This is a genomic window from Ruegeria sp. CF3, from assembly GCF_056537365.1.
In genome coordinates this window covers 735929-749168 of record NZ_JBQFRK010000002.1, presented here as the reverse complement: position 1 = coordinate 749168, position 13240 = coordinate 735929, and the positions used below count along the sequence as shown (strand labels likewise).

Annotated in this window: 14 protein-coding genes; 8 read left to right on the top strand and 6 right to left on the bottom strand. The window is 59.4% G+C overall.

Going from position 1 to position 13240, the window contains the following annotated elements:
* Positions 1-17 precede the first annotated feature (17 nt).
* Positions 18-1466 carry a pyridoxal phosphate-dependent decarboxylase family protein gene (locus ACR0KC_RS11070; protein ID WP_480706464.1) on the top strand — a complete coding sequence of 483 codons (1449 nt, stop codon included), beginning with the start codon at positions 18-20 and terminating at the stop codon, positions 1464-1466.
* A gap of 7 nt (positions 1467-1473) precedes the next feature.
* Here the strand turns inward: ACR0KC_RS11070 and truB are convergent, their stop codons facing one another.
* The 3 genes from truB to rbfA are packed head-to-tail and all read right to left on the bottom strand — an operon-like array spanning position 1474 to position 3569.
* Positions 1474-2382, bottom strand: coding sequence for a tRNA pseudouridine(55) synthase TruB (truB, locus tag ACR0KC_RS11065; protein WP_170426161.1), 909 nt, complete (start codon positions 2380-2382; stop codon positions 1474-1476).
* A 54-nt stretch (positions 2383-2436) separates the two neighbouring features.
* A complete protein-coding gene (locus tag ACR0KC_RS11060) occupies positions 2437-3177 on the bottom strand; it encodes a phosphodiester glycosidase family protein (protein ID WP_480706461.1) in 741 nt (246 codons plus the stop codon).
* Positions 3174-3569, bottom strand: coding sequence for a 30S ribosome-binding factor RbfA (gene rbfA, locus ACR0KC_RS11055; protein ID WP_480706460.1), 396 nt, complete (start codon positions 3567-3569; stop codon positions 3174-3176). Before rbfA ends, ACR0KC_RS11060 begins: the two co-directional genes overlap by 4 nt.
* Positions 3570-3658: 89 nt before the next feature.
* Between rbfA and dapB the strand changes: the two genes are divergently transcribed.
* On the top strand, positions 3659-4468 hold the full coding sequence (dapB, locus tag ACR0KC_RS11050; RefSeq protein WP_480706458.1) for a 4-hydroxy-tetrahydrodipicolinate reductase: 810 nt from the start codon (positions 3659-3661) through the stop codon (positions 4466-4468).
* A gap of 72 nt (positions 4469-4540) precedes the next feature.
* On the opposite strand, the gene tmpB is transcribed toward dapB, so the two are convergent.
* On the bottom strand, positions 4541-5131 hold the full coding sequence (gene tmpB, locus ACR0KC_RS11045; RefSeq protein WP_170648778.1) for a (R)-1-hydroxy-2-trimethylaminoethylphosphonate oxygenase: 591 nt from the start codon (positions 5129-5131) through the stop codon (positions 4541-4543).
* Positions 5128-6264: a 2-trimethylaminoethylphosphonate dioxygenase gene (gene tmpA / locus ACR0KC_RS11040; protein ID WP_480706455.1), complete on the bottom strand. Its 1137-nt coding sequence runs from the start codon at positions 6262-6264 to the stop codon at positions 5128-5130. The genes tmpB and tmpA overlap by 4 nt, the downstream gene beginning before the upstream one ends.
* A gap of 99 nt (positions 6265-6363) precedes the next feature.
* On the opposite strand from tmpA, the gene ACR0KC_RS11035 reads away from it, so the two are divergent.
* Positions 6364-7224, top strand: a complete 861-nt coding sequence (locus ACR0KC_RS11035; RefSeq protein ID WP_480614451.1) for a LysR family transcriptional regulator — start codon at positions 6364-6366, stop codon at positions 7222-7224.
* On the opposite strand, the gene ACR0KC_RS11030 is transcribed toward ACR0KC_RS11035, so the two are convergent.
* Positions 7225-7407, bottom strand: a complete 183-nt coding sequence (locus tag ACR0KC_RS11030; protein WP_170394659.1) for a DUF1674 domain-containing protein — start codon at positions 7405-7407, stop codon at positions 7225-7227.
* Positions 7408-7497: 90 nt separating this feature from the next.
* Between ACR0KC_RS11030 and ACR0KC_RS11025 the strand changes: the two genes are divergently transcribed.
* The 5 genes from ACR0KC_RS11025 (at position 7498) to ACR0KC_RS11005 (ending at position 13233) form a co-directional block, all read left to right on the top strand.
* Entirely contained in the window at positions 7498-8757 is a 1260-nt protein-coding gene (locus ACR0KC_RS11025) for an RsmB/NOP family class I SAM-dependent RNA methyltransferase (RefSeq protein ID WP_480706453.1), read from the top strand.
* Positions 8758-8845: 88 nt separating this feature from the next.
* A complete protein-coding gene (locus tag ACR0KC_RS11020) occupies positions 8846-10585 on the top strand; it encodes a heparinase II/III domain-containing protein (protein ID WP_170566965.1) in 1740 nt (579 codons plus the stop codon).
* Between the two features lie 22 nt (positions 10586-10607).
* Positions 10608-12197 (top strand): bifunctional phosphoribosylaminoimidazolecarboxamide formyltransferase/IMP cyclohydrolase, encoded by a 1590-nt coding sequence (purH, locus tag ACR0KC_RS11015; RefSeq protein ID WP_170733896.1) that lies wholly within the window; start codon positions 10608-10610, stop codon positions 12195-12197.
* Positions 12197-12667, top strand: a complete 471-nt coding sequence (lspA, locus tag ACR0KC_RS11010) for a signal peptidase II (RefSeq protein WP_170394647.1) — start codon at positions 12197-12199, stop codon at positions 12665-12667. Before purH ends, lspA begins: the two co-directional genes overlap by 1 nt.
* A 50-nt stretch (positions 12668-12717) precedes the next feature.
* Positions 12718-13233: a DUF3035 domain-containing protein gene (locus ACR0KC_RS11005; protein WP_170566971.1), complete on the top strand. Its 516-nt coding sequence runs from the start codon at positions 12718-12720 to the stop codon at positions 13231-13233.
* Positions 13234-13240 lie beyond the last annotated feature (7 nt).

Here is a 13240-nt window from a genome sequence, read left to right as displayed (position 1 = left end):
TTATTCTGGGGGAAGACATGACATTCGAGACATTGGATCCGGCGGATTGGGAGCAGACCCGCAAATTAGCACATGAGATGTTGGATATGGCGTTGGATCATACGCGTGATGTGCGTGATAGGTCGATATGGAAAGATATGCCGACTGTTATACGCAACGGGTTCGAAACGCCTGCACCTCAGCAGGGTATGCCGTTGGGTGATTTGATGGATGATGTCCAGTCTCAGGTCATGCAGTATCCAATGGGCAATATTCATCCCCGGTTTTGGGGCTGGTATATGGGCGCGAGCAATTTCACAGGCGCGATGGCGGATTTTCTGGCTGCGGTTCAGGGATCGAACCTAGGGGGAGGGAATCATGCGGCAGCCCTGATCGACCGACAAGTCGTCGACTGGCTACGCGAGATGATCGGTCTGCCGGAAGGAGCCAGTGGGACATTGGTCAGCGGCGGCAGCGTGGCAAACTTGATCGGGCTGACGGTGGCCCGCAACGTTAAATCCGGGATCGACATGCGCGAAGAGGGCATCGCCGCCATGGATAAGCCGATGCGGTATTACGGATCGGATCAGATGCACAGTTGTCACCAAAAGTCGCTCGAAACACTGGGTCTGGGCAACAAGGCGCTGCGGCGTGTTCCTACGCAAGACGATTTGACGATGGATCTTGAAGCGCTTGCCGGCATGGTCGCGCAGGATCGCGCAGACGGCCTTAAACCCGCTTGTGTGATTGCCACCGCCGGAACCGTGAACACAGGCGCCATCGACGACTTGTCGGCGATTGCCGATTTCTGCCGCGAGGAAGGCCTGTGGTTTCATGTTGACGGCTGTATCGGTGCGTTAATTGCAATCGCCCATGATAACAGTTGGCGCGTGTCCGGCATCGAACGCGCGGATTCCGTCGCGCTCGACCCACACAAATGGTTACATGCGCCTTTCGAAGTGGGTTGCGCATTGGTGCGAAGCCATGATGCCCACCACGCGACATTTACTCTGACCCCGGAATACCTGGAACCGCAATCCCGAGGCGTCGCCGGGGCGGCGTTTTTGCACGATTACGGCATTCAGACTTCGCGTGGGTTTCGAGCGCTCAAGGTCTGGATGTCCTTGAAGGAGCACGGCGTTCAGAAATTCGGCAGGCTCATTGATCAGGATATCGAAAAGGCGCGTTATCTGACTTCGCTGATCGAGGCAGAGGATGACCTCACCTTGATGTTCCCCACCAACATAAACATCGTTTGTTTCCGCTATGACCCGGGCGGTCTCAGCCCCGAAACTCTGCGTGCGATTAACAGCGAAATCATGTTGTGCCTGCAAGAGGAAGGCACAGCGGTTTTATCGGATACAACGGTTCAGGGAGCGCATTGCCTACGGGTGGCGGTCAACAATCACCGCACGCAAAAGCAGGATCTGGATCTACTGGTTTCCGAGATACTTCGACTGGGTCACAAATTGCGTATCGCCGCCTGAACAGTCATCAGTTGGCGGCAAAGACGCGGCTTGGGTGCAATTCGCCCGACTTGTAAATTCCTACGGCCACGGCCTTGCCATCCAGCGAGGCCCAGGCCTCGTCGCCGTATTCCACGTCAGAGGCGAGCACCATGCCCGGATTGCCATTCCTCAGACGGGTGGCTCCTTCAGAGGTGCATTTCAGCTCGGGCAGGTCCGACAAGCCGGTTTCCAGCGGATGCAGATAATCATCCAGAGCGGTGGTTTTGGCCATCTCGTCGATCTGTTCGATGGTCAGGCCATCCTCGGCCTCAAACGGGCCGGACCAGATGCGGCGCAGTTTTTTCACGTGGCCGTGGCAGCCGAGCGCCTCGCCCAGATCACGCGCAATGGAACGGACATAGCCACCTTTGCCACAGGTCATCTCCAGCACGACGTGGTCTTCGTCGGGGCGGTCGATCAGCACCAGTTCCTCTACCCAAAGAGGGCGGGCGGTCAGTTCCACATCCTCGCCATCTCGGGCCAGCTTATAGGCGCGTTGACCGTCGATTTTCACGGCTGAGAACTTGGGCGGCACCTGTTTGATATCGCCCAGAAACGGGCCGAGCGCTTGTTTGATATCCTCATCCGAGGGGCGCGCAATGCTCTCAGCGATGACTTCACCCTCAGCATCATCGGTGTTGGTGGCCTGCCCCAGCCGCACGGTGAAGGTGTAGGCCTTCAGCGCATCGGTGATGTAGGGGACGGTTTTGGTTGCCTCACCCAGCGCAACGGCCAAAACGCCGGTTGCCTCTGGGTCCAGCGTGCCCGCATGGCCCGCTTTCTTGGCGTCCATCGCCCAACGCACCTTGTTGACCACCGCGGTCGAAGTCATGCCAGCGGGCTTGTCCACCACCAGCCAACCGGAAATGTCGCGGCCCTTGCGTTTGCGTCCCATACTACACCTTGAGTCTTGCTGAGGCGCGCGAGTTAGCGGATCGTTTCGATGCTGTCAATTTGCCGGAACGTCCTCGACGACACCCACGATGGGTCCCAGCGAAAACCCGATATCCGACCGGTTGCTGGCGCGATCATACATGCGGGAAATGTTGCCATCCAGAAACAGCGCATTCGGTGTTTTTAAGACGTCGCGGAATAGGCTGCCGAATTCATAGAAAGTGACGTAATCGTCCGATATCGCAAACACCACACGCGTGCCATCGGCGCTGGTGCCCACCCCGTTTCGGGTGTAGCGCGAGGTTGAATCCGGCAGAAAGCGAGGGTGTAACTCTCCGTTGATCACCAGCATGGGGCCCGATTGTGTCGCAAAGCGGCACTGCGGCGCCTGATCGACGAAATCCAAAGTCTCGAACACATCGGCACGGTTTTCACGGATGCAGAACACACCGTTGGGCAGCAGTCCGAAATTGCCGGGTCCGGCATTCGGTATCACGCGCATCTGCTCTTCCCCGTCTTCGACATAGTGGCCGACGGGCGAGCGGTCGTCATGGTACATGCCCGCATTCATCGCAAAGACGAGCCTTTTCCCCTGAGGCTCCAACGCCTCATTCACCGAAGAGAAATGACCCAACAGATCGCCATTTTCATCGTTCAGAAACAGGCGCAAATCTTCCGAGGTATCCACCTCGCAAACCGTATATCGCTTATCCTCATGAGTCAGCTTCTCGCAAGTGACTGCAGAGACTTGCGCGGCCCAAAGGACAGCACACAGCGTGACAAGGGTACGGATCACTCGTCCAGATCGCGGCGTACCGCGTCCTGATTAAACATACGGCGGGTGTCGTCCAGTCGATCAAACGTGTCGTCCAAACGGAACCGCAGGTCGGGTGAGAATTTCAGGCCCACCTTCTTGCCCACTGCGCGCCGCAGTTCGCCCTTGTTGCGGGCCAGCAGGTCAATCACGTCTTCCTGCCCTTTGCCGCCCAGGGGCAGCACATAAGCGGTGGCGATCTTCAGATCGGGCGAGGTGCGCACCTCACCCACGGTGATCGACATGCGGTTCAGGTCGGGGTCGTGGACATCTCCGCGCGCCAGAACCTCGGACAGGGTGCGGCGGATCAGTTCGCCGACGCGCAGCTGTCGTTGGGATGGGCCGGGGCCATCGTGGAATTTGTTCTTTGCCATGCCCCCGATCTAAGCCCAAAGCGGGGCTTTGCCAAGCGGGCGCGAACGGGTTAGGAGGCTTTGAGCCGACTTTAGAAAGGACCAGCGCAATGACCCATATTCCGGGGATCGTTATCACAGGGGCTTCGGGCCGTATGGGGCAGATGCTGATCAAGACCGTGTCTGAGAGCGATCAGGCGCGTCTGGTTGGTGTGGTCGAGCGTAAGGGCCATGACTGGATCGGTCAGGATGTAGGTCAGGTGATGGGCGGGCAGGCGCTCGGTGTTACCGTTACTGACGATCCGCTGGAGGCATTTGCACAGGCACAGGCCGTCATCGACTTTACTGCGCCCGAAGCGACACTGGAATTTGCCGCACTGGCCGCGCAGGCGCGGTGCGTTCACGTAATTGGCACTACCGGCATGAATAACGAACAGATCGCCGCGCTGGAACCTGCCGCGCGCCATGCTGTGATTGTGCGGGCCGGGAATATGAGCCTTGGGGTCAATCTGTTGGTGCAGCTCACCAAAAAGGTTGCCGCCGCGCTGGATGAGGATTTCGATATCGAGGTCATCGAGGGGCATCACCATCACAAGGTCGATGCGCCTTCAGGCACAGCTTTGATGCTGGGCGAAGCCGCCGCCGAGGGGCGCGGTGTCAAGTTGTCGGATGTGGCCGATAGGGGCCGCGACGGTATTACCGGTGCGCGCAAACGCGGCGACATCGGCTTCCACGCCATTCGTGGCGGAGACATTGTCGGCGAACACGATGTCCTGTTCGCGGCACCCGGTGAGCGTATCGTGTTGCGCCATCTGGCTACTGACCGTGCGATCTTTGCCCGTGGGGCGCTCAAAGCCGCGTTGTGGGGTCAAGGCAAGGCGCCGGGCCAGTATGACATGGTGGATGTTCTGGGGCTGTAGGCTTTAGGATCAAGAGCCAAGAAAATTCGACGAATTTTCTTGGCTCTATCGATCGGGCAGATGAAAGTTGTCTCAGCTTGCCTGAATGTGCCGGTCGACCATCCGTTGTACCATCGGTGCGAAATGGGCGAAATCCGGGGTCTCCATATCAGCGCGTTTTCCCGCTTCGTCCAGATAACGGACCTGAATGATTTCTTTCAGGTTCGGATTTGCCTCGAACTCGGCTATCTCCTTGGCACTCATCGGACCACCCTGCAGTTCCAGCGTATGGACTGAGGCTGCGGACAGGCGATTGAAATACTCCGGCTTGGTGGCGCAGAGATACCGCTTGGCTGCCACGTGGTACCGGCAGCAATCGGTGATGACCGACGGAAAGAACTGCTCCAACACCTCGGCACCTGCATCTTCATGATGCCGGTCCTCGGTATCGTCCGGATGGTAAGTGCCGAATTCCGAAGTAAAATGGCCAATGTCGTGCAACAGCGCACCGACGATGATTTCTTCAGACTGTCCGTTCTGTTCCGCAATCGTGGCACCTTGCAGCATGTGCTGGGCCATGGTGACGGGTTCCCCCAGATATTCCTCTCCCCCCCGACGATCGAAGATGTCACCGATAAAGGCCACGATATTGTCCCGGTTTAAGGTCGAGAAATCGGGTTTCATTCCGCCGCCTCCGGTTGTGTCATCTGCATGGCGGCCAGTGTCGAAAGCAGCCCATCCTTGTCAGCATAGCATCCCTGCAACCAGCGAGACCCGGCCCCGGAATAGCCCAGCCGTGCATGCATTACGCGAGTGTTGTCGACGATGAAACTTTCGCCCGGTTCCAGCTTGAAAGACACGCCCATAGCGGGATCGTCAATGATCTCGCCCAGCTGGCGATAGGCTGCATAGTAGGCTTCCATCTTGTCAAAGGGTACATCCACGAACGGCGCAGACGAGCGGTTGTTGAAGCGAATGCCGATCAACTCGCCATCGGGGGAAAGCTCGATCATCGGGCGACGTGACCGCAAACAGACCCCGTCCGAACCTTTATACTCGAACCGTGCCGGATAGCCTGCAAGCAAGGCGAAGCCCTCGGGGTTCAGATCGCGCAGACGCTCAGCCGCGCGGAAACCATCGACAACGATGGAATCGCCGCCTTCGGCCGAATTCTCAAGGCAGTAGAGGATTTGCAGTGTCGGCACCGGGTCGCGATAAGGGTTGTCGGTATGGGCCTGCAACCCCAACCCAGTATAGGCGAGGTTGGTCGGGTTCACCTCGGTCCGAACTTCGAAATAGGGGCCATAATTTGTCTGGCGCACGTAGCCGAACAGATCGGCCACTTTCAGCAGCGATTCCGGCTCGGTCGGGCCACCTGTCAGCTTGGCAAAGCCGTACTCCGCGACGGCAGCCAGCCAGCTGCGCTTGGCCTCAGGGTCGGTGTGCACCCTTTCCCAGTCACCGCTGGGGGCGCTGATACCACGCTCCCATGTGGTGACGCCGGATGCGGTGCGGCCAACTTCTTGCGCCTGTTCGCGGTCATAAACGTGATCGGCCAGCCAATCGGCAGGGAACATCACGGATTTGTTTTCGGGCTGAAAGGTAACACTCAGATCGCCATTTTGGATCTCGGCAGCGCTGACCGAGATATCGGTGGGGATATCGCCGATGGTAATCAGGCGCTGCCCGTTGCCGGGGGCGCGGGTCTCGGGGTCCAGCGCATTGTCGCGCAGCCAAATGGCGTGAAATCTGGCCTGGGTACCATCGGAAAACGCGATAGTGACCACAGATGGGTCGAAAGTGGCTGAGCGCAGCATGGGGTCTCTCCTGTTCGGCGCGGGCTTTGCTTGAGGAGATACGCGCTCCGTGGCATTACTACAATTAAACCTTATTGCCACTGAGGGCTGGGAATACTTATGGCTAAGAAGAAGATTGGACTACCTCCATTGGACTGGCTGCGTGTGTTCGAAGCCGCCGGGCGGCTGGGTGGTTTTTCTGCTGCTGCGCGCGAATTTGGTTTGACGCAGGCGGCGGTCAGTCAACGGATAGGCAATCTTGAGGCGTGGCTGGGCCGGTCATTGTTTGTGCGCGAAGCCCGCGGTGTTTCGCTGACCATCGAAGGCGAAAGCTATCTGCCATTGGTGCAGGACAGCCTGCAAGCACTGGAACGCAATACCGAGGATCTGTTCGGCAAAACTCCGCGCGAGCTTCGGGTCGCGGGACTTTCGTCGCATATCCACGCGCTGGTTCTACCAGCCTTGCCCACGTTCCTTGAGGCGCAGCCAAATGTGCGTGTAATGACAGATTCGATGGCCCGCCGCGCCTCGCTGGAGGAAGAACGTACTTGGCTGCAGATCCGCTATGGCAGAGGTGTCTGGCCTGGACGAAAGGCAAAGCTTATTGCGCCCGAAGTGCTGGCACCGATGGCCGCATCCGGCATCAACTGGGGTGCGCCGCTGATTGATTTGCGCGGAGAACGCCCCGGTTGGAAGGACTGGGCGCAGGTAGCGGGGGTTGATGAATTACCGGCTGGCCGGATCAGTTTTGATTCGGTAGGTCACGCGATCACGGCGGCGCGTCAGGGCATGGGGATCGCGTTGGGTTCACTACCGTTGGCTTCGGGCAGCTTAAAGACTGGTCAATTACACAGATTGGATATGCCCGAGCTTAGGACAAAGGATGGCTATTGGCTGACATGGCCCGAGGATCGGGCAAGGTCGAAACGGCAAAGGGCTTTGATAGACGACTTTCTGCAAGCGCTGCGGGGCGGGGCCTGATCAGAAGTCGATGGCGATGCCCTTTTTTTCCCAATCACCATAGCGGGCCGGATCGGGACCGTCGCGCCCACCCAGTTCCTTGGGCTGCGCCTTGGCTTCCGCTTCGGCCTTTTTGCGACGTTCCTCAGCCTCGGCCAATGCGCGCTGAGCGGCGGGGGGCAGGTCTTTGCGCTCGTCACTCATGACATCGGGTTCCTTTCTGTTCAGGGCCTTGATATACGCCCTCGTCCGCCCAAGGCAATGCGGCAAAGGTCACGAGAGGCACTCAGCATCATGTCAAACTCTGCAACCGCCGCGCGGCGCAGTGCAATCTATCTGCTGGATCAGATATTGGGCGAGGGGCGGCTGTTACCTGAATGTCTGGCGGCCGGCGCATTGGATCGTCTGGTACCCGAGGATCGCGCGCGCGCGCAGCGTCTGACTATTGAAACCCTACGCGGACTTGAGCGTGCCGACCGGCTGTTGGCGGATCACTTGCGGCAGACACCGGCGCTAACGGTGCATAACGCGCTGCGGCTTGGAACGGTCGAGTTGTGTCAGGGCGAGGCCGCGCATGGCGTGGTCAATTCGATGGTCGAGATCGTGGGACGCTCGCGCAAGCATGGGCGGCTCAAGGGGTTGGTGAATGCAGTCTTGCGCAAGATTGCCGCCGATGGACCGGATGCTTGGCCCAAGATGCGCGTGCCCCGTCTGCCCGACTGGCTGCGCGATCCTCTGATCATGGCGTGGGGCGATGACGCAGTAAAGGGTATGGAACAGGCCCATTTCAATGGTGCACCGCTGGACGTGACGCTGAAACCGGGCGCTGAGGCGCCGGGCGGAGAAGCCCTGCCCACCGGCTCAGTCCGTTTGCAGGATGCGGGGCAGGTGTCGGCTTTGCCGGGCTACAAGCGTGGAAACTGGTGGGTTCAGGATGCGGCAGCGGCGCTGCCTGTGCGCGTGCTGGCCCCGAAAGCCGGGGAAAAGGCGTTGGACCTTTGCGCTGCGCCCGGTGGCAAAACGTTGCAATTGGCTGTGGTAGGGGCAGAGGTCACGGCGCTGGATATCTCTGAAACACGGTTGGAGCGGGTGCGCGAGAACCTGAAACGGACAGGTTTGGAGGCTAAGGTGATCGCTGGTGATGCGCTGGACCATCGGGGCCAGTATGATGCCATCCTGCTCGACGCGCCGTGTTCGGCCACGGGCACGATTCGCCGCCATCCTGATTTACCCTTCGCCAAGGATGGCTCGGAATTCGGGGGATTGATCGAGCTACAGGCCCGTATGCTGGCCCATGCCTGGACCCTGCTCAAACCCGGAGGCCGATTGGTATATTGCACCTGTTCCTTGTTGCCGGACGAAGGAGAGGTGCAGATCGAAGAGGCGCTGGATCAATATCCGGATATGCAGATTGACCGTGCGGCGCTTGAGATTGCGGGCGTTGAACCGGACTGGATTACAGAAGAAGGTGGCTTGCGTCTGCGCCCGGATTTCTGGCCGGACAAGGGTGGCATGGACGGGTTCTATATCGCCTGTCTGAACAAATCCGCTTGAGGCGACGCTTTTCGATGACTTGACGCGCGGACCGGTCTATCGTGTGTTCAAGCGCCCGCAGAGCGCAAGGGGCAGAGTCGCAAGCGTCATGTCAGAATCGGACACAATGGCCAATCGCTGGATGCGGTTTCAGAACCGCCTTTACGCGCGCCTGAGCCAAAGGCGGAAGGCGGTTTCGGGATTCGTCAGCCAGCCTGAGCCGCGCACCGTCGGTTCGTTTGCACGCGGGCGACAACTGGTGGCCGGGAATCTCCTTTTCGCTGGATATCTGGTCGAGGCGGATGACACCGATCTCTGGGATGTTGCTGCGCCCAGTCCGGATTTTGATGATGAACGCCACGGTTTCATCTGGCTGGATGATCTGGCAGCCGTCGGCGATATGCGCGCCCGTGAAAAGGCGCAGCGATGGGTCTGGGGCTGGATCACCGCACATGGGCGCGGGAAGGGGCCCGGCTGGGCGCCGGACCTGACCGGGCGCCGGGTGATGCGCTGGATCAACCACGCGCAATTTCTGCTACGCGGCGCTGACGAAGCGCAAAGCAGAGCTTTCTTCCGCTCCTTGGCACAACAAACATGGTTTCTTTCCAAACGCTGGACAGCAGCAACACCAGGATTGCCGAGATTCGAAGCGCTCGCAGGGCTGGTTCAGGCTGGTTTGGCCCTGGAGGGGTTGGAGCAACTGGCTGATCCCGCATTGCGCGCACTGGCCCGGGAATGCGACCGCCAGATCGATGCCGAGGGCGGCATTCTCACCCGCAACCCTGAGGAATTGCTGGAGGTCTTCACTCTGCTGGCCTGGACCTCTGCTGCACTTGGTGAAGTTGGCCGAGGCACGCCTGCCTCTCAGACCGGGGCGATCAAGCGCATTGCACCTACTCTGCGAAATCTGCGTCATGCAGATGGATCTCTGGCCAGATTTCACGGGGGCGGGCGTGGGCTTGAAGGGCGGCTGGATCAGGCACTGGCACAAAGCGGTGTCAAGCCGCAGCAGCATTCGGACCTGTCAATGGGTTATGCACGGCTTGCCGCCTCGAGAACCACGGTTCTGGTGGATGCCAGCGCGCCTCCCAAAGGTGCTGCGTCGTTCAACGCCCACGCATCCTCGCTTGCGTTTGAGCTGACCTCGGGGCGCCGTCCTCTGATCGTGAACTGTGGATCAGGCGGCAGTTTTGGGCAGGAATGGCGCAGGGCAGGGCGCGCGACCCCGTCGCATTCGACCCTATGCGTCGAAGGGTATTCCAGCGCCCGGCTTGCAGAAGGCGCAAATGGGTCGTCGCAGGAAGCATTGGTGGATGGCCCGCAGGATGTGCCCGTGGATTTCGAGGATGCATTCGAAGGCACCCGCTTTATGGTGGGTCATGACGGCTACGCTAAAGTGTTTGGCCTGACCCATGCCCGCACGCTTGAACTGCGCTTTGACGGGCGTGAGCTGGTGGGCGAGGATATTCTGCTGACCGCAACCGACAAAGCCAAACGGCAGTTCGATCGCGCGATGGACGGGGCAGGTCTGCAGGGGATAGCCTTTGACATCCGGTTTCACCTGCATCCTGACGTTGATGCGGCACTTGATCTGGGTGGCGCTGCGGTGTCGATGGCGCTCAAGAGCGGTGAGATATGGGTTTTCCGCCATGATGGCGTTGGAAAGTTGTCAGTTGAACCAAGCGTTTACCTTGAAAAAGGCCGTTTGAAGCCACGCGCGACAAAACAGATCGTTCTATCTGGGCGCGCAATGGAGTATGCGACGCGCATCCGGTGGACGCTCAGCAAGGCTCAGGATACAGCCTATGCCGTGCGGGATACGCACCGGGACGAGCCCGTTTTCGACTGACGCCAAAAGGACCTTTGGACCCATGACCGACCTTCACCCCGTGCGCCGCGCGTTGCTTTCCGTTTCCGACAAAACCGGGCTGATCGAGCTGGGAACGGCGTTGGCCGAACGCGGGGTTGAACTGCTTTCGACCGGCGGTACCGCGAAGGCGCTACGCGATGCGGGGTTGGAGGTGAAAGATGTCAGCGAGATCACCGGCTTCCCCGAGATGATGGATGGCCGGGTCAAAACGCTGCACCCGATGGTCCATGGCGGGCTGCTGGCTCTGCGCGATAATGACACCCATGTCGCCGCGATGAACGAACATGGTATCGGCGCAATCGATCTGCTTGTGGTAAATCTCTACCCATTTGAAGCGACCGTGGCCAAGGGCGCTGCCTATGATGAGTGTATCGAGAACATCGATATCGGCGGCCCAGCCATGATCCGTGCCGCATCGAAGAACCATGCTTTTGTAAACGTGGTTGTGGACGTCGAAGACTACTCGTCGCTGCTGGATCAGCTGGAAGAGAATTACGGTAAGACTTCTCTGGGCTTCCGTCAGTGGTTGGCGCAAAAGGCCTATGCCCGCACTGCCGCTTATGACACAGCCGTGTCCAACTGGATGGCCGATGCGCTGGAGCTTGAGGCGCCCAAACGCCGCGCCTTTGCCGGTGAGCTGAAACAGACCTTACGATATGGCGAGAATAGCCACCAGTCGGCAGCGTTCTATGTAGATGGCTCGGGTCGTCCGGGCGTGGCGACGGCCGTACAGCATCAGGGCAAGGAACTGAGCTATAACAACATCAACGATACCGATGCCGCCTTTGAGTTGGTCGCTGAGTTCGACCCGGCCGAAGGGGCAGCTTGTGCGATTATCAAGCATGCCAATCCGTGTGGTGTAGCGATAGGTGCGACGTTGCTTGAGGCCTATAAAGCCGCGTTCGACTGCGACAGGACGTCGGCATTCGGCGGTATCGTGGCGTTGAATCAACCGCTGGACGCGGAAACCGCGCAGGAGATCACGGGGATTTTCACCGAGGTTGTGATCGCTCCGGGGGCGTCAGACGAGGCCAAGGCGATCTTCGCCGCCAAGAAGAACCTGCGCCTGCTGACGTCCGAAGCTCTGCCGGATGTGACCGCCGGTGGTAAAACTGTGCGACAGGTGGCCGGTGGCCTGCTGGTGCAGGACAAGGATAACGGCTTTGTTGGTATGGATGACTTGAAGGTGGTCACCAAAAAAGCGCCATCTGAGGAGCAGATGCGCGACCTGCTGTTCGCGTGGAAAGTGGCGAAACATGTCAAATCCAACGCCATAGTCTATGTCAAAGACGGCGCGACCGTGGGTGTCGGCGCGGGGCAGATGAGCCGCGTTGACTCGGCACTGATCGCGGCAAAGAAAGCCGAGCGTATGGCTGATGCGCTGGGCTTGCCCCAGCCGCTGACCATCGGTTCGGCCGTAGCTTCTGATGCATTCTTCCCCTTCCCCGATGGGCTTATGGAGGCCGCCGAGGCAGGCGCAACATGCGTTATTCAGCCCGGCGGTTCGATGCGTGATGATGAAGTGATCGCGGCGGCGGATGAGGCCGGTCTGGCCATGGTCTTCACCGGCATGCGGCATTTCCGTCACTGATGCGCGGTTCGTTCATCCTATGGGCCGGATTGGCGGCGTTTTTGATCGACCAGATTAGTAAGTATCTGGTCGTTCACGTAATGCGCGTGGCGCAGGGCGATATCGACGTGCTGCCACCGCTTCTGGTTTTCAGATACGGCGAGAATCGCGGCATCAATTTTGGCCTGTTTCAGGGCGACGGTGACGCCGCCCGCTGGGTGCTGATCGGGGTTTCCGTGGCGATCTGCCTGGGCGTCCTGATCTGGCTGGGCCGCATCGCTCCTACGAAGCTTCAACAATTCTGCGGCGGTCTCCTGATCGGCGGTGCGCTGGGAAATGTCGTGGACCGGGTGCTTTACGGCTATGTTCTGGATTTTTTGAACATGTCCTGCTGCGGGATCAGCAACCCTTTTGTGTTCAATCTGGCGGATGTGTTCATATTTGCGGGAGCTTTGGGATTGGTCCTGTTCGATGGCAAAAAGCCCTCGTGACCTGCCGGACGATATGCGATAAAAGCGCCTGAAACTGGCTGGAGACACTGATGCGTATGCCACGCGCCATTCTTGTTCTGACACTCGCCGTTGTCGTTGCGGGCTGTTCCGATATTGGTTTGCGCAATCTTGATCCGCCCGGAGCGGGGCCGGATGAATTTTCGGTATTGCCCGTCAAGCCGCTGACCCAGCCCAAGGACTACGCCTTTCTTCCAGCGCCGACTCCCGGCGGTGCAAACCTGACCGATCCTAACCCCAAAGCGGACGCCGTTGTGGCGCTGGGTGGTAGTGAGGCAGCGCTGAACCCGAATACCTCAATACCGGCCAGCGATGCCGCGCTTGTGACGGCCTCAAGCAGATATGGCGTTCCTGCCAATACGCGCCAGATAACGGCCGAAGAGGATGCGGCATTCCGCAAAAATCGCGGTCGCTGGACCCGCCTGCGCCTGTTCCCGGTTGATCGGTACTCGCAGGTCTATGAACGTCAGTCAATCGATGCGAACGCGACCAATGAAGCGGCGCGTCGTCGTGGGATCGAAACGCCGTCGGCCCCGCCGCTGGAATGAATTCTTC